At 35.4% G+C, this 23,221-nt stretch carries 21 protein-coding genes and 1 riboswitch; of the genes, 14 read left to right on the top strand and 7 right to left on the bottom strand.

The window, feature by feature from the left end:
- Positions 1-213: 213 nt before the first annotated feature.
- Positions 214-340: riboswitch (cyclic di-AMP (ydaO/yuaA leader) on the top strand.
- A 136-nt stretch (positions 341-476) separates the two neighbouring features.
- The 3 genes from AC4G3K_RS06350 to AC4G3K_RS06340 all read left to right on the top strand — a co-directional run bounded on the left by AC4G3K_RS06350 (position 477) and on the right by AC4G3K_RS06340 (position 4,670).
- Entirely contained in the window at positions 477-2,303 is a 1,827-nt protein-coding gene (locus tag AC4G3K_RS06350) for an APC family permease (protein ID WP_491077016.1), read from the top strand.
- Between the two features lie 242 nt (positions 2,304-2,545).
- The gene (locus tag AC4G3K_RS06345; RefSeq protein WP_491077017.1) at positions 2,546-3,202 is read left to right on the top strand and encodes a response regulator transcription factor; all 657 of its coding nucleotides are present in this window, start codon (positions 2,546-2,548) and stop codon (positions 3,200-3,202) included.
- Positions 3,195-4,670 (top strand): sensor histidine kinase, encoded by a 1,476-nt coding sequence (locus AC4G3K_RS06340; protein WP_491077018.1) that lies wholly within the window; start codon positions 3,195-3,197, stop codon positions 4,668-4,670. The genes AC4G3K_RS06345 and AC4G3K_RS06340 overlap by 8 nt, the downstream gene beginning before the upstream one ends.
- 221 nt (positions 4,671-4,891) lie before the next feature.
- On the opposite strand, the gene AC4G3K_RS06335 is transcribed toward AC4G3K_RS06340, so the two are convergent.
- Entirely contained in the window at positions 4,892-6,115 is a 1,224-nt protein-coding gene (locus AC4G3K_RS06335; RefSeq protein ID WP_491132839.1) for an MFS transporter, read from the bottom strand.
- Positions 6,116-6,125: 10 nt separating this feature from the next.
- Positions 6,126-6,545 (bottom strand): MarR family winged helix-turn-helix transcriptional regulator, encoded by a 420-nt coding sequence (locus tag AC4G3K_RS06330; protein ID WP_491132838.1) that lies wholly within the window; start codon positions 6,543-6,545, stop codon positions 6,126-6,128.
- A 197-nt stretch (positions 6,546-6,742) separates the two neighbouring features.
- Between AC4G3K_RS06330 and AC4G3K_RS06325 the strand changes: the two genes are divergently transcribed.
- Positions 6,743-7,363: an FMN-dependent NADH-azoreductase gene (locus AC4G3K_RS06325; protein WP_491077021.1), complete on the top strand. Its 621-nt coding sequence runs from the start codon at positions 6,743-6,745 to the stop codon at positions 7,361-7,363.
- Positions 7,364-7,652: 289 nt separating this feature from the next.
- Here AC4G3K_RS06325 and AC4G3K_RS06320 read toward each other — a convergent pair whose 3' ends face one another.
- Positions 7,653-8,513 carry an EamA family transporter gene (locus AC4G3K_RS06320; protein ID WP_491132837.1) on the bottom strand — a complete coding sequence of 287 codons (861 nt, stop codon included), beginning with the start codon at positions 8,511-8,513 and terminating at the stop codon, positions 7,653-7,655.
- 362 nt (positions 8,514-8,875) lie between these two features.
- Positions 8,876-10,408, bottom strand: a complete 1,533-nt coding sequence (locus AC4G3K_RS06315; RefSeq protein WP_491132836.1) for an FAD-dependent oxidoreductase — start codon at positions 10,406-10,408, stop codon at positions 8,876-8,878.
- Between the two features lie 142 nt (positions 10,409-10,550).
- Between AC4G3K_RS06315 and AC4G3K_RS06310 the strand changes: the two genes are divergently transcribed.
- The 5 genes from AC4G3K_RS06310 to AC4G3K_RS06290 all read left to right on the top strand — a co-directional run bounded on the left by AC4G3K_RS06310 (position 10,551) and on the right by AC4G3K_RS06290 (position 12,603).
- Positions 10,551-11,024, top strand: coding sequence for a DUF2243 domain-containing protein (locus AC4G3K_RS06310; RefSeq protein WP_491132835.1), 474 nt, complete (start codon positions 10,551-10,553; stop codon positions 11,022-11,024).
- Entirely contained in the window at positions 11,017-11,238 is a 222-nt protein-coding gene (locus tag AC4G3K_RS06305; RefSeq protein ID WP_491132834.1) for a hypothetical protein, read from the top strand. The genes AC4G3K_RS06310 and AC4G3K_RS06305 overlap by 8 nt, the downstream gene beginning before the upstream one ends.
- A 66-nt stretch (positions 11,239-11,304) precedes the next feature.
- Entirely contained in the window at positions 11,305-11,475 is a 171-nt protein-coding gene (locus AC4G3K_RS06300) for a hypothetical protein (protein ID WP_491132833.1), read from the top strand.
- Positions 11,476-11,578: 103 nt separating this feature from the next.
- A complete protein-coding gene (locus tag AC4G3K_RS06295; protein WP_491132832.1) occupies positions 11,579-12,376 on the top strand; it encodes a type II toxin-antitoxin system SpoIISA family toxin in 798 nt (265 codons plus the stop codon).
- A gap of 47 nt (positions 12,377-12,423) precedes the next feature.
- Positions 12,424-12,603, top strand: coding sequence for a hypothetical protein (locus AC4G3K_RS06290; protein WP_491077027.1), 180 nt, complete (start codon positions 12,424-12,426; stop codon positions 12,601-12,603).
- 453 nt (positions 12,604-13,056) lie between these two features.
- On the opposite strand, the gene trhA is transcribed toward AC4G3K_RS06290, so the two are convergent.
- On the bottom strand, positions 13,057-13,707 hold the full coding sequence (gene trhA / locus AC4G3K_RS06285; protein WP_491077028.1) for a PAQR family membrane homeostasis protein TrhA: 651 nt from the start codon (positions 13,705-13,707) through the stop codon (positions 13,057-13,059).
- Positions 13,708-14,247: 540 nt separating this feature from the next.
- Between trhA and AC4G3K_RS06280 the strand changes: the two genes are divergently transcribed.
- Together AC4G3K_RS06280 and AC4G3K_RS06275 are read left to right on the top strand one after the other, a co-directional pair.
- A complete protein-coding gene (locus tag AC4G3K_RS06280) occupies positions 14,248-15,123 on the top strand; it encodes a Cof-type HAD-IIB family hydrolase (protein WP_491132831.1) in 876 nt (291 codons plus the stop codon).
- Positions 15,124-15,526: 403 nt separating this feature from the next.
- The gene (locus AC4G3K_RS06275) at positions 15,527-15,964 is read left to right on the top strand and encodes a GNAT family N-acetyltransferase (protein WP_491077030.1); all 438 of its coding nucleotides are present in this window, start codon (positions 15,527-15,529) and stop codon (positions 15,962-15,964) included.
- A gap of 336 nt (positions 15,965-16,300) precedes the next feature.
- On the opposite strand, the gene AC4G3K_RS06270 is transcribed toward AC4G3K_RS06275, so the two are convergent.
- Positions 16,301-16,681, bottom strand: coding sequence for a YuzC family spore coat inner layer protein (locus tag AC4G3K_RS06270; RefSeq protein ID WP_491077031.1), 381 nt, complete (start codon positions 16,679-16,681; stop codon positions 16,301-16,303).
- A gap of 500 nt (positions 16,682-17,181) precedes the next feature.
- Between AC4G3K_RS06270 and AC4G3K_RS06265 the strand changes: the two genes are divergently transcribed.
- The 3 genes from AC4G3K_RS06265 to AC4G3K_RS06255 all read left to right on the top strand — a co-directional run bounded on the left by AC4G3K_RS06265 (position 17,182) and on the right by AC4G3K_RS06255 (position 21,332).
- Positions 17,182-18,564 carry a DHA2 family efflux MFS transporter permease subunit gene (locus AC4G3K_RS06265; protein WP_491133241.1) on the top strand — a complete coding sequence of 461 codons (1,383 nt, stop codon included), beginning with the start codon at positions 17,182-17,184 and terminating at the stop codon, positions 18,562-18,564.
- Positions 18,565-18,835: 271 nt separating this feature from the next.
- Positions 18,836-20,284: a UDP-N-acetylmuramoyl-L-alanyl-D-glutamate--2,6-diaminopimelate ligase gene (locus AC4G3K_RS06260; RefSeq protein WP_491132830.1), complete on the top strand. Its 1,449-nt coding sequence runs from the start codon at positions 18,836-18,838 to the stop codon at positions 20,282-20,284.
- A 193-nt stretch (positions 20,285-20,477) separates the two neighbouring features.
- Entirely contained in the window at positions 20,478-21,332 is an 855-nt protein-coding gene (locus tag AC4G3K_RS06255; protein ID WP_491132829.1) for a DegV family protein, read from the top strand.
- Between the two features lie 721 nt (positions 21,333-22,053).
- Here AC4G3K_RS06255 and AC4G3K_RS06250 read toward each other — a convergent pair.
- Positions 22,054-23,124, bottom strand: coding sequence for a DUF3900 domain-containing protein (locus tag AC4G3K_RS06250; protein WP_491132828.1), 1,071 nt, complete (start codon positions 23,122-23,124; stop codon positions 22,054-22,056).
- Positions 23,125-23,221 lie beyond the last annotated feature (97 nt).

Genomic DNA, 23,221 nt, shown 5'->3' with positions numbered 1-23,221 from the left:
ATTAGATTGAAGTTGTTTGGATAGATGGGGAAATGAAGGGGATTAGTTTTTAGCATTCGTCCAATAGAGCATCGATTTATAAAAAAACTATCCGGACTTTAAGAGAACAATCAATTCTTCATCGAAAGATAACAAAACTTGAAGTATCTTTAGAATTGGAAATAAATAGATTTACTTTTCCTGATTTCAGGAGTACGATTATCACAGTTTCATATTTCTAAATCGCTTAAGCTATCAAAGCGCGGGGGACCCATCGTATGGGGTGAATCCATTTATGGTAGGGCTACTCAGAAGGCCCGAATCCGACAGCTAACCTCGTCAGCGTTTTATTTGAGAAGGAAGGTGAAACTTGTGAGACGAAACTACTATAACGTCTGCAGGTCTATTTACTGACGACATGCAGGCGTTTTTTTGTTGATTAAGACTATTAAGCTATAAATAATCTATCCAAATCTTATCAGAGCAGGTGAGCAAGAGTGGTTTCGTCATTAAAACGTTTATTAATTGGTCGTCCATTAAAGTCAACAGAAGCTGGAGAGCAGAAACTGCTTAAAAGAAAAGCATTGGCTATCTTGTCATCGGACGCTTTATCTTCAGTAGCGTACGGTCCAGAACAAATCTTGATTGTATTACTTTCTGTTGGAGCAGCAGCATTTTGGTATTCTGTACCGATCGCAATTGGAGTATTGATTCTTTTAACCATCTTGATCTCTTCCTATAAGCAAATTATTTTTGCTTATCCCAATGGAGGAGGAGCTTATCTTGTCTCTAAGAATAATCTAGGGATTAATTTTGGTTTAGTAGCCGGAGGGTCCCTGCTTGTGGACTATATTTTAACAGTAGCAGTAAGTGTCTCTGCTGGTTCAGATGCGATTACATCTGCTATACCTGTTTTACATTCTTATAAAGTTGAAATTGCCGTGATATTTGTTGTATTAATAACGATTTTAAATTTAAGGGGAATTACTGAATCTGCCAGTATCTTAGCTTATCCAGTTTATTTTTTTGTATTTGCCTTATTTCTTTTAATCGGAACTGGAATCTTTAAAATCATGACAGGACAAGTACCTGCTGATTTACATACATCAATTGGGACACCAGTTGCTGGGATAAGTTTGTTTCTATTATTAAAAGCATTCACATCCGGTAGTTCGGCGCTGACTGGTGTGGAAGCTATATCAAATGCTATTCCGAATTTTAAAGAACCGGCACCACTGAATGCTTCAAAAACATTGGTTATAATGGGCTGCTTGCTGGGTATATTATTTTCTGGCATTGTATTCCTTGCCTTCTATTATGGAATATCACCAATGAGTGAAGTGACTGTCGTTTCTCAAATTGGCGAAGCTGTGTTTGGAAGGAACATTTTCTATTATTTCTTACAGGGAGCCACGGCGCTTATTTTGGTTTTGGCTGCTAATACAGGCTATACAGCTTTTCCTTTACTGGCAGTTAATCTGGCTAAAGATAAATATATTCCGAGAATGTTTACGGTTCGTGGGGACCGTTTGGGTTATTCAAATGGCATTATGATTTTAGGATTATTATCAGTTATATTGATTCTTGTATTTAAAGGGCAAACGGAGCAACTCATCCCCTTGTATGCAGTAGGTGTCTTTATCCCGTTTACGCTCTCACAAACAGGAATGACGCTTAAGTGGTTTCGTGAAAGACCGGTAGGATGGATGCAAAAACTTGCTATTAATGCTAGTGGGGCTATCATAAGCTTCACTGTGACCATGATATTCTTTTTCACAAAATTTACACAAATATGGTCCATATTAATATTTTTACCTGTCATTATTATCGTATTTCATAAAATTCATAAACATTATGAAGGCGTAGGAGAGCAATTGCGTATTACTTCGGATGTTAAGAGTATTCCAATAGAAGGAAATGTGATTATTGTTCCCGTAGCGGGAGTTACGAGAGTAGTTGAAAATACAATTAATTATGCAAAAACCCTATCAGCACAACAAGTCATTGCTGTCTATGTATCATTTGATCGAGATGAAGAAAAGAAATTTGTACAAAAGTGGAAAGAGTGGCAGCCAGATATTCGATTGGTTAGTTTACATTCACAATATCGAAGCCTTATCCAGCCGCTTACCAAATTTGTGGATATCGTAGAGCATAAAGCGAGTGAATCAAATTATCAGGTTACTGTGATGATTCCGCAATTTATACCGAAAAAAGGATGGCATAATATCCTCCATAACCAGTCTAGTTTATTGATCCGTTCCTTTTTACTTTATAAACGAAATGTAGTGATTACAACTGTTCCTTATCATTTATTAAAGTAGTAGAAAACGGATGATGAATAAACTGTGGCAGAAAACAAATGCGGGTGGTAAAAAAATCCGTTTCTTGTTAAATACTTTTATATGGAAATAATGAAAGAGTGATTTCATATACACTGAAATCACTCTTTGTTTTATGTATGGATAGATTTAGAAATGCATAAGAAACAAGAGGGTATTTACCTGTAATTATAATGGTGATATAATTTCATATATTGTTTTTTTAGAGGGTGATTCCTATTAGAATGTTAATTTTAGAAGATGAGCCTGTGGCAAGAAATGTATTAAAGAAAAGACTGGAATTACAGGGATATATGGTTGATGATTTTGATGACCCTGAAGAGGCAATTCAGGCTTGTAACAAGACGAAGTACGATTTATTAATATTTGATATAACGATTCATGGAGCGATTATTGATGGATTAGAAGCTGCTTCCATTATACGAAAAAAACATAATATTCCGTTTGTTTTAGTGACCGGGGCAGATTCATCCGATGCAAGATTACGTGGGCTCCAGGAAGGGGCCCTATTGTATTTTACAAAGCCTTTTAGCTATAAAGAGCTAGTGCTTAACATTAAAAATATAATGGAAAATGCCGCTGTAAAAAATAATTCGTTCTATATCCACAGGGGATTAAAAGTCGAACCACTTCGCGGAACCATTACGAAGGAAGATGGAAGTGTAGAAACATTGTCGAAAATTCCCATGCAGGTATATACATATTTACTGGAGCATAAAAATCAGGTTGTCAGCAAACAGGAATTGTGGGAAAAAATATGGACTGAGCATGGCGAGATGAGTGACGACATTATTAATACGACGATAAATCGTATTAGACGAAAGATAGGTAAGAATAGTATTAATACGATTAAAAATGTTGGATATGAAATCAATGACTAATAATTGGCTGACCATAAAACGTTTTACCATAGTATCAAATATTCTATTATTCTCAATATTTACTAGCATCGTAGTACTGCAAAATATTAATCGGGTTACGGAGAGTGCAAGGCTGCGGATTAATGAATTATTGCCGGATTTCTATCTTACAGAGACTTATTTAGCTGAAAATGGTATACAAGAAGAATTTCTAAACGATAAATTTGGTAAGCTGCCTGAGCCTTATGAGTATATAGTTATCATGGATAAGGACTCAAGTTATCAAAATATTGCTTATAACAAATCAACTAAGAATATCCATTATGATGGAGAGGATAAACACTATATTCCGGTTATTTCTTGGTTTTTGAATCAAAATCGTGAAGATATTTTTGTAAAAGATGGATTGAGTAATGATAAAATAAAAGTAGATATTTACCAGAATAATAGTTGCGTAATGGCTGAATTTGGCCATGCCATACATACGGAAGCATTCAATGGGCATTTATATTCAAAAATCAATCTCTCGGCAGTACTTATTGAAGATTTTAAAGAGATTCTTGTAAAAAATAGTTATTTATATGCAATTATGTTCATCTTCTTTCTACTATTTCAAGTGGTGTTATATGAATTTATATTTAAACCTTTATCGAGAATGACCAATCATTATAAGTTGAAAAATAAGTTTAATATGACACCTCATCTTATAAATGAATTTATGTTAAGAGAGATGGAAGAGTTAAACGATGTTACCAATAAAAGTGTAGAAAAAATGCTGGCGGTAACAAATGAAACACATGCTTTCCTGGAGGAAATTGTCCACGAAGTTCGTAATCCCGCGCATAACATTAAGAATACCATTGAATATTTGGAAGATCTGATTGAAACGGATGTTCACCCGGAAATAAAAGAGGGATTATTTCATATTAAAAATGAATCCAGTAATATAGATTCCTTATTAGAGGGTATTAAACTATCTCATGAACTTTATTATTTGGGGGGAAATCCTCCTGATAGCTGGATAGAACCAAAAGATTTCATTGAACCATTAATGGCTGCCTATATGAGGAACTACCCCTCCTATACATTTATCTTAAATGATAATGTGAGCCAAACCACTAAAATCTGGATTGATGAGTATTCATTTGAATTAGTCATGCAGAATTTATTAAGTAATGCAGTTAAATATTCTACAAAAGGTTCAACCATTTTTGTGGGGATTAGAGAGAATAAGCTTGATAATACCCTAAATATTGATGTAACCAACACCGGATCAAATATACATTATTCTAATATTAATAAGATTTTTGATAAGTATGTGCGTCTAAGCAAAGCGAAGCAGATCACGTCGGGTTCAGGTATTGGATTATGGATTGTTAAAAGGGTCGCTGAAATTTATGATATGAGTATTGATGTAAGTAGTACAGACCAATCAGCAACCTTTTCGCTGAAGTTCAAGCATATTAAACAGGAAGATACAGAAGAATAAAGAGTGGGGGAACAGTTGCATGCCTCACTCTTTTTTTATTTTACTGAATGATGTATATGTCTTGTTGATTTAATGGCAATGGGATCAATTATCATATTGTTTTTTGTGGCTTGATATAGGATAAAAAGATTTAAAGGAGATGATTATCCTGGATAAGAAATCGAATAAAAAGACAAAGCGGAATGTCCTTTTGGATATTCCACTTTGTCTTTTTATGATTTTTAATTTAATTTTGTTTCTTTTAGCTTCAATAATCCTTGCTTTTTACTTAAGGATTCATTCTTCCCGTGCATAAAATAATAAAGAATGATTAATGCAAATACCAGGATTGATATCATTAAGTATAGGAATCGATAGCCTGTTAATGGAATGATTATCCCGAGGACATAAGGTCCAATACCAAAACCTGCATCTAAAAAGATAAAAAAGGTTGCCGTAGCTAAACCAATTCGGTGGGGAGGAGTCACTTTTACAGCAATGGCCTGTGTTGTCGATTGGATATTTCCAAAACCGAATCCGATAATAGCGCCAGCTAAAAGTAAAGTAAATCCATTCTCTGCAATGCTTAATAAAAGCATACCAAGGGCAAAGAGAAGTAAGCAAGGGTACATAATGATATTGGAACCTTTTAAGTCAAGCAAGCGGCCGGTAAAAGGTCTTGAGATTAAGATGGCTGCTGCGTAAACGACAAAAAAGAAGCTTGCTGCTTCGACTAAATGAATCTCTTCAGAATAGAAGGTAATAAAAGATAAAACGCTCGAGTAGCATAATGCTGCTAGCATCGTAACAATGGCAATAGGTAATGCTTTTGGTTCAATGAAGCTAGAGATTTTAAAACCTTTACTTTCTGATTCGACTGCTGCAGGTTGTTGGTCTAATTGTATTTTTAATAGAAAAGCAGTTAAAAAGCTCACGAAACTAAGTGCCAAACAAAAACTGAATATCACTTCAAAGGATGTATGTTGTTTCAAATAAATACCGAAAAAAGGCCCAATTGCTGTAGCCAATGTAGCGCTTAAGCTGAAATAACCAACCCCCTCGCCACGGCGTTCAGGCGGTATGATTTGCGCTACAATGGTACCGGTAGCCGTACTAGCAATCCCTAATCCAATCCCATGTAATAAGCGGTTAACCAGTAAAAAGGGTAAACTATTAATCTCGAAATATAAAATAGTTGTTAACGTAAATAAGATAAGACCAATAAATAGTATTTTCTTTCTACCATACTTATCGATAATTCTGCCTGTAAGCAGCCTTCCAATTAATGCTCCAATAATAAATATTCCAGTAACCAGCCCTGCTTCACTGGGCGAAGCATTGAATTGTTCCACGGCATATACTGAAATGCTCACCATTAATAAATAAAAAACTAGCGTTAATAAAAAATTTATTGTGGATACTATAACAAAATTCTTTGTCCACAGTTTTGTTTGCTCTATTTGCATACTAGACTCCTTACTCATGAAAATTTTGTTTAATCCTTTCTAAGATGTTTAAGCATTGTTCTTGTTCATCTGCCGTTATACCTGTCAATTTTCCAAGCTGAAAATCGTCTATTTCTTTACGGACTACTTTGTATAGACTTGAACCCTTATCAGTCAGTTGAATATTTTTCTTTCGTTTATCCAAACTTGGGAAAGCTATTAAATATCCCTGCTTCTCCAGACTACTGACGGTTCGAGTAATGGACGGTTTTTCTATACTTTGATATTTAGAAATCTCAACAAGGGTATGAGGCCCGTAATTAAAAAGGATATATAAAATAGTCCATTGAGGGCTGTTCAGATTGTATCTTCCAAGTATCTCGTTTAACCGATCAATATAAGGCTTATGTAACATAGACAACTGGTGAAATAGCTGTTGATGTCTTTCCATTGCGACCTCCCAACTCTAATAGTTACTTTAGGTAACTATTTTCAATTATTCTAGTATGCCAGAGAGCAATCGAATATGTCCAGTATTTTTTCTTCTATTAATTGAAAAGTTGTAATGTGATTAAGCATATTATTTTCCTTTGAATTCAAACTATATTAAGATAAAGATGACAATAATACAAACAGGGAGGTTTACATATGTCTAGAATTTTATTTATTAAAGTAAATGACCGTCCAGCTGACCAAGCTGTTTCAGTACAAATGTATAATACGTTTTTAAATACGTATAAGGAAGCAAATCCTACGGATGAAATTACAGAATTGGATCTATTCCAAGCAGAACTTCCTTACTATGGAAATGCGGCCATTACAGCCATCTACAAAAACAATCAAGGAATGGAATTAACAGAGGAAGAAGTTAAATATGTTAACTTAGCGAATCAATATATTGATCAATTCCTATCCATGGATAAAATCGTAATTGCATTCCCTCTTTGGAATTCAACTGTGCCTGCACCATTGATTACGTATATTTCGTATTTGGCTCAAGCAGGAAAAATGTTTAAATATACAGCTGAAGGTCCAGTGGGATATGCAGCTGACAAAAAAGTGGCACTTCTTTCTGCAAGAGGATCTGATTACTCAGCTATTCCAGGCGCTGAAATGGCAGTCAATTTAGTTAAAGCGGCTATCAGCCTATGGGGAATTACAAATCCAGAAGTTGAGGTTATTGAAGGTCATAATCAATACCCAGACCGTACAATTGAAATTGTTGCAAATGGTCTTGAAGAAACAGCGAAACTTGCGAGTCGTTTCTAATACAGTAAAAACTCCAATACCAAAAGGTTTGGAGTTTTTTATTTGTATATATAGGAATTTATGTGAAATTATTTGTAACTAAAATGGTATGAAGCGGTCGTCATTTAGGACTAGGGTTCTTTAAGGATTTTTTGTATCCTATGGAATAAGACCTTTGTGAATGAATGGGATGTTTACGGTTATTCGGATTTAGTAACTACTAGTTGCTTAGCACACTCACATAAATAGTAAAGTGGCGGACTATATATCGAACTTATCCATTAAACTCAAGCGACGTTTTTATCTCCTTTTATAAAATCAGCAGAATGGTACCAATCGTAATCGCAATCCCACCCAAAATTGTATTTTTATCAGGTCTTTCTTTTAAAATGATAAAGCTTAATATCATGGTGATGACTACGCTGAATTTATCAATAGGAGCGACGATGGAAACCTGTCCGATTTGAATGGCGGCAAAGTAACATAACCAGGATAGACCTGTTGCAATACCGGATAAGATTAAGAAGAGATACGACTTATTAGTAATCGTTTTAAGTTCTTTTTGTGTCTTTTGGAAGAATACGATACTCCAGGCAAAAATTAAGATGACTACAGTTCGAATGAAGGTGACGACGTTTGAATCAACATCCTCAATCCCAATTTTGGCCAAGATACTGGTTAGTGCTGCAAAAATGGCTGATAGGATAGCCAGAAAAATATAAGATTGAAAATAATTTTCTTGGCTCTTTTTCTCCCTTTTCCCTATAAGGATAAAGGTACCAATCGTAATAATCGTTCCGCCAGTGATCACTAAAGGAGTCATCGGCTCCTGAAGAATGATAAATGACAATAGAATTGTAATCACCACGCTTGATTTATCAATAGGCACTACTTTGGAAACATCCCCAATTTGGATTGCTTTAAAAAAGCATAGCCAGGATAGACCAGTTGTTAGTCCTGATAAAACAATAAAAATCCATGCCTTTATTGGAATCATATATAATTCATCCCATTGACCAGTCATTCTGACAACGGCATAGGCCATAATAAGGACAACGAATGTTCGCACCGCAGTGGCTAAATTGGAATTCACATTATTAATACCGATTTTCGCTAGTATGGATGTTAATGCCGCAAATAAGGCAGAAAATAAAGCTAACAGTATACTCATCTTAATCCTCGCTTATTCATGTCTTTAACTTATATATGTACCCGATGGTTTCATATATAAATATACCTCAATCTTCTTTTAAAAGTTATGCTTATTCAATCATAAGCTGCAAGAGAAATTTACTGAATTGGTTGAAAGCTGAAAATGGTCTCTCATAAAGAAAAGAGGTCTGAAATAAAATCCCGGGTTCATTCATAAACAAACATTCTAAATTCCTGTCTGCTCTGAAAGTGTGGACTTACCAAAATATAAAAAAGACACTCCTTATGTCATTTAGATTAACTTACATGGCATAAAAAGTGTCATTTCATTTTAACAGGTCCAGGGGAGTACAGACCAATTAATGGGTTGATGAAAGCTTATTAGTTCAATCGTTCCAAAGGTTTCACGGCTGGGCCTTCTATGACTTCTCCGTCAGCTGCAAAGCGGGATCCGTGACATGGACAATCCCAGGAGCGTTCACCATTATTCCATTTTACTTCACATCCCATATGAGTACAGGTAGTATCAACTACACAAATATTCCCATTGGGATCTCGATAGGCACCTGCTCGTTTTCCGTTAAAGGTAACCATACTGCCTTCATCTGGTTTAAGTTCATCAAGACTGATGTCTGTATCGGTGATTTTTCCTTTAATTAACTCTTTCGCAACATTTACATTTTCCTTAATGAACTTACCTGCTGTTTGAATATGAGTCTCTGAGCGAGTAGGGGTAAATAAATCGAAATACGGATTTTCTTTACCGCGTACTAAATCACTTAAGATTAAAGCAGCGATTGCACCATTTGACATCCCCCATTTAGCAAAACCGGTTGCCACATAGATTTGATTCTTCATCGAGGAATAAGGACCTATATAAGGAACATGATCCAATGTTTCTAAATCCTGGGCCGACCATCTATAAGGCAGATCATCAACTGTGTAATATCGTTCGGCAAAATCTTTTAATGCTTCATAATGGTCGAGTGGATTTTCGCTTTGGCCAGTTTTATGGCTTTCACCGCCAAATAACACGAGGGTTTTATCCCCATCTTTTGTATGGCGGATGGAACGGGTAGGCTGGTCCGCGCTAATGTACATTCCATCGGGTAAGTCTTCCTTGATTTCAGCTGCAACAATGTAAGAACGTTTTGGGCTCAGGCGAGAGAAGTACAGCCCCTGCATATCATAGAATGGATAGTGGGAAGCAATAACAACTTTATTGCAATAAATGGTATGTCCATTCTTCACTTTAACCTGAACAGGTCCTTTATCGTTATCTTCAATAGTTTCTACTGGCGTTTGTTCAAATACTTGTCCGCCTTTTTTTACAATCAGGTTTAAAATATGGCCTAAAAATTTAACTGGATGGAATTGTGCTTGGTTAGGCATGATAATTGCCTTTTTGATTGGGAAAGGCAAGGGAAGTTCTGCAACAAGTTTGCCTGGTATACCAAGTTTTTGATAAGCCTCAAACTCGGACATGATTTTCTTTTCAAATGCATCGGTTTCGGCGTAAAGAATGGCATCCTGCTCTTCAAAATCACAATTAATTCCTTTTTCTTTATACAGAGATTGTATATATTCGAGCCCCTCTGTATTTGCCTGATAATATAATTTTGCTTTTTCTTCTCCAACCGTTTTAATCAGTTTGTCGTAGATAAGTCCGTGTTGAGCGGTTATTTTAGCTGTTGTATGTCCAGTTGTCCCATTTATAACTTCGCTTGCCTCTACTAATGCAACTTTAACTCCTCTATTGACCAATTCATAAGCTGTTAAGATACCGACTATACCGGCTCCAACAATAACAACATCTGTATTCAAATCATTTTGCAATTCATCAAATTTAAGTGCATCTTGATTCTTTCTGAATTGTGTCCAATAAGAACTCGATTGATTAGGTAATTGACTCATTTTAACTCCTCCGTTTTACCAATATAGTATATAGATACCCATGTTTTGTTAAAAAAATCAGGCTAGCATGATAATCTTATTGTTTATTGCAAAGACCAATTGGATATTAAGTAAAAAAATGGGATAAAAGGAGAGGGTTTAATTGAGAGATTATACCAAGAAGAAATTGTTAATATCAGGGAGCTTCTTATTGGGATTTGGATTTATGGGTTCAATGGATGGGATTATTTTTCATCAACTTTTGCAATGGCATAGTGTCGTGATGGACACTACTCGCTCAGGTCAAATTATAAGTGATGGCCTCTTCCATTTTGCGGTGACCATTGCTCTGGTGACAGGGGGATTTATTTTATGGCTAGCTGGTAACCCATTAAATCAAAAACAAGGTATTAAACAGGTAATTGGTTGGTTCTTAATGGGTGCTGGATTATTTAACATAATGGAAGGAATTATTAACCACCATATCCTACAGATTCACCGGGTAAAACCAGGCGATCCCAATGCTTTATTTTATGATATCGCCTTTTTAGTACTGGGAGCTATATTATTTATGATTGGGTTATATTTAAAAAAAAGAGCGGATAAAGATACAGATGGAGAGAGTGTATATGTATAGAATCCTTAGCTTTATTGTCATCGCAAGTTTTGTATCCATCATGCTTTATTTTCATCAACAAAACAGTCATTTTGAGAATAAAACTCAAGCAGGTCATATGGAGCATCACGAGGGATTGGAAATTAGTAAGATGAAAGATGCCAAAATTCCAGAGATTGATGGGTGGATTAAACAGGATCAAACAGGGAGTTGGATGTTGAAGATTATAACATAAAATTTCGCCTTCAAACCGGAGAAGCTGGGTTTAGAGGAACAACAAATCAATGAAGGGCACGCTCATTTGTATATAAATGGAGATAAAAAGAACAGAATCTATGGTCATTATCATGATTTGGGTACACTGGAACCAGGCATATATGATGTGATGGTTACCCTAAATACACATAATCATAAGGTTCTATTTTATCAGGGGAAAGAAGTAGCTTTTCGATATAAACTGAAGGTGAAATAATTTACTGAACAATTATTCGTCAGTCGCTTTAATTCGGGAATATAAAATATGGGATTAAATGGTATAATGGATTAAAACGCCAGTAAGATTGATGGAGGATGATATGTTCGGAAAAATTTATATTGCCATTTTAGTTTGTTTTTCTCTTTTTTCTTGTATCATGGCTATCGCCAAACCAGCGATTTTTGATTTGCATTTAAAAAATTTCCGCCGAAGTCTCTACATGCTATTTGTGATGGCTCTTGGTATCGGGGTTATTGCAGACGGTATAAATATATCAAACTGGACATATATATTGAGTTTAACCGCAATTGTGGTATTTATTGATATATCCATCCTTTTAACACCCAGCATTTTAAAAATATGGCAAGCAGAGTTTTTGACAGGCTCGGAATTTTTGGAAGCTACCATCAAGGAAAATGAAAAAATTCAAAGAGCGATGGTAACGAAGGTGGAGCATATGTCCATCTTAGTTCAGGATGCCATATATTATTTTGAACAAAAGGCTGTTCCTGAGAGCAGGGAGGAATATGTGAGGGAATTAAAGATATATCTTGCTCTGTATTCCGATGAATTTGGTTTGTCGGTGGATATCAATGAATACGAAGCAGACGATTTAAGTGATTTGGAGATATCCATAAAAGAAACAATAAAACAAAAGCTTATAAGAATTGATCATATACATAATTTCGGTTTTAATCAGAGTAATTTACTCGCGTTTACAGAATCCATTTTTAATTCAGAGGTAATCACACTTGAAAATTACGATGCTTTGTTCATACCTGTCCATTTACGAATGTATAACTTTATCATTGTTGTCAAGAAAGACAAAGGCATTCCGATAGAAGTGGATGGGGTTCATATTGCCAATTTAGTTCATATTTATGATTCGTTTATGTGAATGTTTGGTATAATAAGGATATAAAGAATAAGAAAGAGGGGATTAAGATGGCTATATGGCGAAGGAGAAACAGAATTCATCCCGATGAAACCTGTGATACAATGGCAAAAAGCTCTCAAACAGGTCCAAAAATCACCCATCTCTCTGATAAATCAGTCAGCAAGCAGACTAAAAAAGTAAAAGAAATGAATAAAAAAGCATTAGCTTATATCCATTCAGTAAAATAACAAAGTCAATAGAACTTTGTTATTTTTTTTGTATTGGTTTTGCAGTTTGTAACATAACCTATAACAAATTGCATGATGGGAGTATAAGAAATGACATCTAAGAAGGAAACACAACAATCAGGAGTAAAATCAAAGTTCACGATTTTAGGCAATCAAGAATCGAGGGTTAGTAAAAGGAATCAAAAAGCAATCAGGTTCCTAAGGAGGCTTCGAGGAAAATTGGGGTAATGGAAGTGCTAGTGAGTGGCAGGGAATGTGTGCCTTCTTTCCATATTTGGATTTATAATAAGTGAGAAAAATGTACAAAAAAAGACAGCTCCATATATGGAAGTGTCTTGGATGGCTTATAGCTTAGATTACTCTGGAGTATGTAGGGTTTTTTATGTTTGCAAGCCTCAATTTATATCCATCATTCTAATGCGTATAAAACCTTTAATTGAAATATATCCTTGCTCATCCCTGTGGTAATAAGTAGAAAAGGATACAAAAGAAGAGCATAATGCTTCCGGCCATAACGAACAGATGCCATATCGCATGGTGAAATTTAAATCCTCTCCAAACATAAAAAATAGATCCGATCGTATATAGAACACCTCCAACAACAAGAAGGATCATTCCATTCGGTTCCAAAAAGTTCTTTAGGGGATTCCAAGCGAATACAATCATCCATCCCATTACAATATAAAGAAGGGTGGATACAAGCATGTATTTTTTGACAAAGAAAGATTTGAAGACCGTCCCTCCGATTGCCAGACCCCAGACAATACCGAATAGAGCCCAGCGCATCGAACCGTCTAATACAATAAAACAAAATGGTGTATATGTACCTGCTATGAAAAAATAGATTGCTGAATGATCGAATATTTCAAATAAATCTTTAGCTTTGCCCTGAGGTAAGCTGTGTAAAAGTGTAGAACAGAGATACATAAGAAGCATGGTTACACCAAAAATAGTAAAACTAATGATGTGCCACTCCGTACCATATGCAGAAGAGTAGACAATTAGCAGAACCAGGGCAGCTATACTTAATAAAACGCCTAAACCATGAGTTATTGCGTTTGCGATTTCTTCACCTTTACTATAAACATGAACATGGTCTTTCATTATTTCTCCTTCTTTCTAAAACCCCATTTTATCTAGTACAATATGAATCATTAACTTTATTGTACTGTACTATTATCAAGTTGTAAATACAATAGCTCTGTGTTGCGTTGTTAACCTTTTGATATATAGTATTTAAAACTACATATCAAAAGGTTACTTTGTTTTTTGTATCACGGTATATTTAGGATGATAGATCCGCTGTGCAGAGACTTCACAATCAGTAAACAAGATAGAATATAGATTTTATAAATATAAGAAAATCCTTCGTACATGAAATGATATTTACGTCATTATCACCAAGTATAGATAACTATGGATTAATTTTTTCGAGCCTAGCAGCATTTTATCCCGCTAATAAGGAATTAAATTGAACCAGAGCGCTAATCGATGATAATTTCAAGGTTTATAAAATATTTATAAGAAACTTAATTACTTTTTCTATATTTTTAAATCATATATCACCTATCTAAATCAATAGATTTGATAGTATACTAGTATATGCAGAAATGATATAAGTTATCGTAAAAGGAATGATAGATATTGAAACTGATTGCTACAGATATGGACGGTACTTTATTGAATGAAAAAGGCCGAATCAGTATGGAAAACAAAAATGCTATTAAAGAGGCGCAAGCAGATGGGATTCAGGTAGTTGTCGTTACAGGCAGACCGTATAGTTATGCTTTAATGCCGTTAGAAGAAGCCGGATTATGCTGTCCTATTATTGCGCTTAATGGAGCTGAAATAAGAGACGAGCAGGGAAGGATTCTAAATAAACTTCCGCTACAAAAAGAATGGTGTCGTTCTATTCAAAAAGTATTGGAAAAGGAAAATGTATATATTGAGTTCTTTACGAATATCGGTGTATTTTCAAAAAGCATGGAACACTATATTGATATTAGAATGCAATTAAAGATGGAACGATTCCCGAATGTAGATAAGGCTCTTATGTTGGAGGATGTTCGGAAAAGAGCAGAGGAACGATTTAAATTCGAACACTGCCATTTTGTAGATGATTTTGAAGAAGTATATCTGGATGAACAATTAATTATCTATAAAATTTTAGTATTATCAGCAGATATAGATAAGTTGACACGAATAGAAAGCCAATTAGGTAGCCAATCAGAATTTACCATCACCTCATCTGAACACGGAAATATAGAATTTAATCATCCTGATGCGCAGAAAGGAAAGTCACTAAAAAAGATGGCTGATCAATTCAGTGTAGAGATGAAGGATGTAATGGCACTTGGTGATCACTTAAATGATTTATCCATGCTGCAGATGGCGGGTCGTGGAGTAGCTATGGGCAATGCATCAAATGAGGTAAAGGCACTTTGTCACTATCATACGAAAACGAATCTCGAGCATGGTGTTGCATTTGCTATCGAAGAGGTCATCGCTCTAAGGCAATAATTTAATATACCGTTAACTATCTAACCCGTGGATGGTAGAAGAGTGTTGTTGTATCGGTCACCCATATATCAGGCAAACAAACTGATATATGGGTATTTTTTAGGGGGATATGTATTAACAAATGATTCTGGTATATCTCAAAAGTTAAACTAGTATATACTTGTTGGATTGTTTGTATTGCTTATTTTAAAATTGTTAATGAAGAGTAACCGACATAGGTTATCGTGATTTTGACCTATTTTTAAAAACGCAAACAAGAACTAATTAACCATAAGGAAATCGGTAAAAATGTCGTAAAAAATATAGCGAAATAGAATGATTGGTGTATAATGGAAGCGGAGCTGACTTCTAAAAATTTTTAATGGTTATGATGGGTTTCTTTCATAACCTCAGGAGGATAAACATGACGATAATCACAGAAAATATTATGGAATTGATTACGGTGGACCAGTGGGATGATGCCTATTCCATTATGAAACAATTACGTACTGATTTGGATAAGCATACGTATTTAGAGTTAATGGATCAAATGCGAAAAGAAGGATACAGACTTTTTGCGATGTTTTCAGGTGAAGAAATAGTAGCTGTAATCGGAGTTAGCTCTCGTGTAAACTTCTATAATAAACGTCACATAATCGTTCATGATTTGGTAACGACTGAAAATAAACGTTCGATGGGTTATGGAGAAAAGCTGCTAGTGTTTATTCATGAATGGGCAAAGCAAAACGGCGCACAATATGTTGCGTTGGAATCTGCTGTTAAGCGGACGGATGCTCATCGATTTTATGAAGAAAAGTTAGATTATGATAAATGGTGTTACTCATTCCGTAAAAAATTGTAAATGAAAAAATCAAGATAACTTGCGAAACGCTCTTCTTTCAGCGTAAATAGTACAGGCTATACATATATGAATTTTTTTGCCTTTATCATCTCGGTATTTTCGCAAATCTCGTTCTTTCTTTTTGCAAAATGCACACTTATTAAAGAATGCAAACATAATCAGTCCTCTCCTTTACCAGTCGTATTAACTGATTTTATCATATATGTTAAATGGTGGTAATTTAAAAGGGCTGTCTACTTTGAAAAATGCGAAAAACATAGGGAAATGTGTTGAACTCATCATTTCTCCTATGTTTATTTTTATGTGGTTCGTTTGGGATGTTTTTTATTCTTAAACTTAAAATGCTTCTTTCCAAAGCATGGTTATCGTTAAGGCGCTGCTGCTGTCATTCGGGTTACCTGGAAATAATCTGATTAATAAAGCCCCTGGTGTGAAAACAACCTCGGGACGATGTTTCAATGGTAAACTGTTCACCATCCTCAAGACTTCATTCTTTTGACCAAGCTGAGCATATGTCATTAATTGTCTTGAAAACTGAGGATTGTTCTGGATATGGTTGGTTATCGTGTAGGCATCATTGATCAACTCTTTGGCAACGCCAGCTGAATTAATAAATATTAATGGTTGCACTGGTGGTAGCTGACGCTCATAATTTTGGAAGGTATTCGGATAGCCGGGGGGGATATTATTACTATTCATATCATATGGATTATTCATGTCCCTGTCTCCTTTTATCAATAGGATTATAAATGAAGTAATTTTATGGATGGTCTATAGTATTCATACCTATGAAGAGGACTGGCGATAGGTGATTGAATGGGTACTTAAGTGGAACCTGAAGTAGGTACAATTATTGTAAGAGCATTTGGAATGACGGGGAAAATCTGGCTGTATAGGTATATCTCAGTGAAAATTAGAAAATAAATTCGATATCCATTTTAGATAACCGGTGTGTCTGGTTATCTTTTTTTTGTGAAATAGTCCATTTTTTAATCCTGACGTGTAAAAGAAAAATATACCATTCATAAGCTGTGATAAGAAGTACAAATTATATAAGTATAGAAATTAAGGGATTAAATTAAACAATTAGCTATCTATATAAATTTACTAATTGTTTTCGAAGAATTTTTACAGAGGGCTTATAGCTGACAGGAGAGATATCATTGGAAGATAGCAAAATAAGGTTAAAAGAGAACAATGAGTTAAAAGCTGTGCCGATGATGGCCGTCCTGGCAGTAGCAGCATTCATCGGTTTATTCAGTGAAACGGCATTAAATTTAGCACTAAGCAATATAATGAATGACTTTCATATAGAAGCTTCAACAGCACAATGGCTGACAACCGGATATTTATTAACACTTGGTATTTTGGTGCCTGTATCGGCAATCTTGATTCAGTCATTTTCAACCAGGCGGCTGTTTTTCGTATCTTTGTCCTTTAGTATTCTCGGTACCTTGATTGGCGGTCTTGCGCCTTCATTTGCCATTTTAGTGATAGCCCGAGTCATTCAGGCAATTGGAACGGCCATTTTATTACCTTTGATGAATAATTGTCTTCTCGTCATTTTCCCTCCACATAAACGTGGGCTGGTAATGGGTTTAATGGGTCTCGTTATTATGTCAGCACCTGCATTTGGTCCAACTTTTTCAGGAATAATTGTAGATAAATTAAGTTGGCATTGGATTTTTTGGATTTGTCTGCCAATATTGTTACTCTCAATGATTATAGGTATATTTTTTATTAAAAATGTAACAAAGATAACGAAGCCAAAGATAGATGTTAGATCAATAATCCTATCTACTATAGGATTCGGTGGCATTGTATATGGGTTTAGTGCGGCAGGGGAAGGTGGCGGCGGCTGGGGTGAAGCCCAAGTATTGCTGCCATTAGGGATTGGAATCTTTTTCTTAACATTGTTCTCGTTCCGTCAAATTTACACAGAAAATCCGATGATTAATTTACGTGTTTTTACCTACCCTATGTTTTCCCTCGGCGTATTTGTGGTTTTTTTAGCTATGTTAATGATTTTATCAAATGCCATCTTATTGCCCATGTATTTAAAGAGAGGATTGTTATTCTCAGCCTTTACAGCGGGCTTAGCTCTTTTGCCTGGGGGAGTGATGAATGGAATTATGTCCCCGATTAACGGAAAACTAATGGATAAATATGGGCCGAGGTGGTTGGTTTTGATTGGATTTATATTGACAACCATTGCCGGTTTTCTTTTTTTAAGAATTACATTAGACACCCCGTTAGCGACTATTATCATGATGCATATTTGCTTATCTGTTGGCATCTCATTTATCATGATGCCAACACAAACCAATGGATTGAATCAATTACCTCGGAAGTTATATCCAGACGGAACAGCGATAATGAGCACGCTTCAGCAAATTTCCGGAGCAATTGGAACAGCCTTGGCAGTTAGCTTGATGACTATGGGACAAACTTCTTTTTTAAGTGGTGCGGGAAAAAACCCTGATTCTGAAATCCTTACTGCTGCTCTTGTTTATGGTGTAAAAAAAGGATATATTCTCATAATGGCAGCTTCAGTTATTGGTTTAATCGCTTCATTATTTTTGAAAAGGGTTAAAGTTTAAAGAAAACTCCTTCTATATAGCAGGAGTTTTCTTTATAGATATGTGAGTCTTGTATATAATTATGAAAAAATACTCAAATAGTGTAAATTGGTTTATGAGCATATAAAAAGAGGAAAATAGATATAGTTGAGAGACCGCTTGTATATTTTTTAAGCCTATACAAATCATATAATTAAGTACCTTTTATGTCATGAAAAGGTATATGTAAACTGGATGGCACAATGGAATAGTAATTGAAAAGAGACAGAAGAACAAAAGGGGTTGCTAGGATTTGAAGCTAGAATATTTACTGCGTGATATTATTACTAATGTATCCATTCAGGATAGAGAAATAAATATAACTGGGATTGCCAATAATTCAATGGAAGTTAAAGATGGATACCTATTTGTAGCTATAAAAGGATATCAAGCGGATGGACATGCATATATTGACCAAGCCATTAAGGCGGGTGCAAGAGCAATAATCGGTGAACAAGAAATCCATGATATTTCAGTCCCATATTTCAGGGTGGATAATAGCAGGGCTATATTGGCTGATGTGGCTAAACATTTTTACCCTGTACAAGGAAATAAAACCTTGATTGGGGTGACAGGAACAAACGGAAAAACCACAACTTCCTTTATGTTGAAACATATTATGGAGGTCTATGGTAAATCATGTTCTTTGTTTGGATCAGTTTATAACTATATAAATGGTGAAAAATCCACACCATCTGTAAATACAACCATGGATGCATTGCAATTACAAAAAGAATTATCAAGAAGTCAAGATGAAGTTGTCATTATGGAAGTGTCTTCACACGCCCTGTCACAATACAGGGTGAAAGGGATTAGCTATGATTATGCTCTATTTACGAATTTAGACCATGATCATTTAGATTATCATAAAGATATGGATGATTATTTCTCCGTAAAAGCACAACTTTTTTATCAAATAAAACCCGATGGAACAGCCGTTATTAATTCAAATAATAAATGGGGCAATAAACTTGAAAAGCGGTTATGCGGTACTAATGACCAAATTTCTTGTGTAGGGAATAAAGAATCTGATTTATATATCCAACAAAATAAAACGGGGGATATACACTTTGTATATAAAAATAAAGAAATCTATCCTATAAGGCTTTCTATTAAGGGAAAACATAATATCCAAAATGCGGCTCTTGCTTTTTTGACAGCAAGAAATATGGATATACCGGGTGAAGTCATAATTGACGCACTACATACATTCCCTGGCGTGCCAGGGAGATTTGAAGTATTGAATCATCCGACCGGTGCACAATTAATTCTAGATTATGCACATACGAGTGACGCTTTTGCACAATGTCTCAAATCAGGAAGAGAAATGGGGGCAAAGCGCATCATTCATATATTTGGGTTTAGGGGAAATCGCGATGTGACAAAGCGACGCGGTATGGTCGAAATATCGGAACAGCATAGTGACCTATGTATTTTAACGCTGGATGATTTAGGGACGGAATCTTTTGAAGGAATGATAGACACACTACATGATTTAAAACCGTCAGCCAAAGGGAAGGTCATACCGGATCGTACATCTGCTATCGAATATGCCTGGAAAATTGCAAAAGAAGGTGACTGGATCTTTATTACGGGAAAAGGCGATGAAGTGTATAAAGATACGTATCTTTTACCGACTAATTCCGACAGGGAAACAATAACATATCTGTTAAAAGAGGAAGAAACAGCTAAAGTCATTTAAGCTTTAATCTTATACATTGTCGAATCTTACAGATTAAAGAGGAATTTACGAGGAAAAAGTTTGACTATATAAATTAGTTAAATTATATTTAAGTATGTAGTAATGATTACTACATACTATTTTTAATATGAAATTGGTCATACCAGTTTACTGGGATACAGAATAATTTTTACATTAAAAAGGGGAGTAAGAAATGAATCAAGAACCACCAAGAATAGCCTGGATTACAGACACAACATGTACATTAAGTAAGGATTTTATCGAAAAAAATGAATTGAATATTATCCCGTTACAAGTTGTTATTGATGGAGTATCATACAAAGAAGCCATCGATATTACAGATAAACAATTTTATGAAAGAATGGCAAATGAAAATGCCACTTTCCAATCTTCACAACCTTCAATAGGTGAGTTCATCGAATTATATGAAAAATTGAAAGAAAAGTATGATTGCGGTATAGCATTTCATTGCTCCGGTAAACTATCGGGTACATATTCTACTTCAGTAATGGCTGCAGAACAAGTTGGTTTTAAATTGTATGCAATTGATTCACGTACCGGATCTTATCCACTTTCTTACTTGTTAAATAAAGGGCTGGAGTTATTCAATCAGGGCTATGATGCTGAAGAAATTGTTAAGCGAATCGAAGAAATGAAATCGAATTCAAGACTGTTCCTTATCCCGTCCAATCTTAACCAACTCCATAAAAGTGGCCGAGTTTCAGGGAGCCAGCGGCTTATTGCTAACTTATTGAATATAAAGCCGATCCTTTCCATAGAAACAGAAGGTGCTAAAATTAGAGATAAGGTAAGAACGGAAAAAAGAGCTATTCAATATATTCTTGATATATTAAGAGAAGATATGGAAACATCCAAAGTTAGTAAAATAGTAGTTATCCATGCTGACGATGAAGATAATGCCCGTAAACTAGAAAATAGAATAAATGAAGAAATTAAATCTATACCTACAGAACGAATGATATTGGTTCCTGTTGCCGGAGTTCATACAGGAGTGGGAACTATTGGGATCTCGTGGGTATGTGAATAAAGAAATGGTCTGATAAAAACAAAAGCTGACTGTAGACAAAGTCCTGATCTTAGGGGAGCTTGTCTGCAGTCTTTTCGTTTTCGGTGTTCTCACCTATCGGTTCACGCGCTATTTTCTGCAGAGTAGACTCGCTTTCCGCGGGCAAGCACCAAGCCTCCTCACGCTCTGCGCTGCTGGATTTCGGATACGCTTGTTCTTCCCGCAGGAGTCTCTCCCATTCTGCAGAAAATAGAATCCGGCGTTAAACTGATGTACAATATCCTCTAAGTGTAGCTGAAATTCATCTAAAGGAAAATAAAGCTATACTCGCATGTTATGTTTTTAATTTATCTTTGATTGTCTAGTTAATGGATTACAGCTAACACATTTATCTGTTACTTGGTTTAATTTATTAATAAGAAAATTAATCAATTGGAAACGCGTATTTCAGAGTTAGAACTGAACAATAAGATACTTAAATACCTATTGATTGCAAAGTTCCACCTTGGGCAGAGAAGTCCCTTGAAGAAGTAAAAAACAAAGGAGAAGTTCCCTATCCATTTGTAAACAAATATATATGAGGAAGAGAAAAAGGCAATAACTCAGGTAGCTTCGCAGGATACACAGAATTAAGAACGACCTTTTAAAACAACAAAAACCACCAAAGAATGGTGATTTTTGTCAGGTATCAGTGACCTTTATTATAAATCTCTACATTAAAGATAGAATCGACAAACATTATTTAATAAGTGTTATTTTCATAGGTCTTCTTACTAATTTTATCGATTACCTGATGCAAGTCATCCGGCTTGTGAAATTCAATAGGGGAGAAGCCCTTTTCAAATAAAATTTGGTCTGCCTCTATCACTAAAACATATCGATTATTAATTTTGGCTAAATGAAGGGTTTCACCAAAATCAGCAAGCAACCCTTTAATGCTGGTGTTATCCAGCTTCATTTTTAATTCCACATCCGGTTCTTGTTCAACAAGTTGAGCAGCAGCTTCTACGACTTGTTCAGTTGTCAGGCGTTCCTGAAGCTCTCGCTTAGGACTGTCAGCCCATATTTCAATAGCTTCTTCAAACTGGCGTCGTTCCTCACTTTCAGGCTCATACACTTCACCAATATGCTCCTGTACCATGTCTATGACATGATTTTTCATCAGTTCCTGTTTAGACTCGCCATACTCAACAAATTTTAGAAAGTCTTCAAAATAGCGGGCATGGGAGGATTGATGGATTTTTAATTCACTCTCTTCAATCATGCCTTCTTCAGGCATATGAGGATATTGGATGGATTTCATATTTTTGGTGGTGATCGCCATTTCGACATTGCGGATCAATGTATTTTCATCAGAAATGGAAGCAACTTTTGGTTCAAAATCACATTTCATTAAAAATAAAAATCGATGCTCGAAAAATTTACGAGGAACGGCCGAAGCTAATAAAAATACACCGCCCCGCACTGCGCTTGTATCAAGATATGCATGAACAAATTCCTCACTGAAGGCTTTAAAATCTTCTTTATTATCAGCAAAGCGAGTACGGTTAAATGCATTATAGTTTGGATTTGAATCTAATTCATGACCTGGTTCGATAATAAAATGCCCCAGCTTTGTAGGGACTTGTTCTGAATTTGGATGGCGTTCCACTTTACGTTTAACGATCTTTTTGAACTCTCCATCCAGAAAATCCATTAGAGCACTTTCTTCATATTCAGCTGTATCAAGTGTTTGATAATGCTTGGCTGTAGGTAGTTCCTTATCTTCAGTTTCCACAACAAAGAAAGATAAAAACTTGATTTCAAATTCCATGTTATACACCTTTTTTCTATAGAGTCAGCCACTTCAGTATCCCAAAAGCCATGTCTTTCGTCAATGGAGATCTAGTTGAGGGTGAAAAATAAGTGGA

Source organism: Bacillus sp. z26, from assembly GCF_058313635.1.
This window is presented reverse-complemented; position numbering and strand designations above follow the sequence as displayed.

Excerpts from the sequence above, each read along its gene's own strand:
- AC4G3K_RS06345 (WP_491077017.1), top strand. The coding sequence starts at position 2,546 with ATGTTAATTTTAGAAGATGAGCCTGTGGCAAGAAATGTATTAAAGAAA.
- AC4G3K_RS06340 (WP_491077018.1), top strand. The coding sequence starts at position 3,195 with ATGACTAATAATTGGCTGACCATAAAACGTTTTACCATAGTATCAAAT.
- AC4G3K_RS06335 (WP_491132839.1), bottom strand. The coding sequence starts at position 6,115 with ATGCAAATAGAGCAAACAAAACTGTGGACAAAGAATTTTGTTATAGTA.
- AC4G3K_RS06330 (WP_491132838.1), bottom strand. The coding sequence starts at position 6,545 with ATGGAAAGACATCAACAGCTATTTCACCAGTTGTCTATGTTACATAAG.
- AC4G3K_RS06325 (WP_491077021.1), top strand. The coding sequence starts at position 6,743 with ATGTCTAGAATTTTATTTATTAAAGTAAATGACCGTCCAGCTGACCAA.
- AC4G3K_RS06320 (WP_491132837.1), bottom strand. The coding sequence starts at position 8,513 with ATGAGTATACTGTTAGCTTTATTTTCTGCCTTATTTGCGGCATTAACA.
- AC4G3K_RS06315 (WP_491132836.1), bottom strand. The coding sequence starts at position 10,408 with ATGAGTCAATTACCTAATCAATCGAGTTCTTATTGGACACAATTCAGA.
- AC4G3K_RS06305 (WP_491132834.1), top strand. The coding sequence starts at position 11,017 with ATGTATAGAATCCTTAGCTTTATTGTCATCGCAAGTTTTGTATCCATC.
- AC4G3K_RS06295 (WP_491132832.1), top strand. The coding sequence starts at position 11,579 with ATGTTCGGAAAAATTTATATTGCCATTTTAGTTTGTTTTTCTCTTTTT.
- AC4G3K_RS06290 (WP_491077027.1), top strand. The coding sequence starts at position 12,424 with ATGGCTATATGGCGAAGGAGAAACAGAATTCATCCCGATGAAACCTGT.
- trhA (WP_491077028.1), bottom strand. The coding sequence starts at position 13,707 with ATGAAAGACCATGTTCATGTTTATAGTAAAGGTGAAGAAATCGCAAAC.
- AC4G3K_RS06275 (WP_491077030.1), top strand. The coding sequence starts at position 15,527 with ATGACGATAATCACAGAAAATATTATGGAATTGATTACGGTGGACCAG.
- AC4G3K_RS06270 (WP_491077031.1), bottom strand. The coding sequence starts at position 16,681 with ATGAATAATCCATATGATATGAATAGTAATAATATCCCCCCCGGCTAT.
- AC4G3K_RS06265 (WP_491133241.1), top strand. The coding sequence starts at position 17,182 with ATGATGGCCGTCCTGGCAGTAGCAGCATTCATCGGTTTATTCAGTGAA.
- AC4G3K_RS06255 (WP_491132829.1), top strand. The coding sequence starts at position 20,478 with ATGAATCAAGAACCACCAAGAATAGCCTGGATTACAGACACAACATGT.
- AC4G3K_RS06250 (WP_491132828.1), bottom strand. The coding sequence starts at position 23,124 with ATGGAATTTGAAATCAAGTTTTTATCTTTCTTTGTTGTGGAAACTGAA.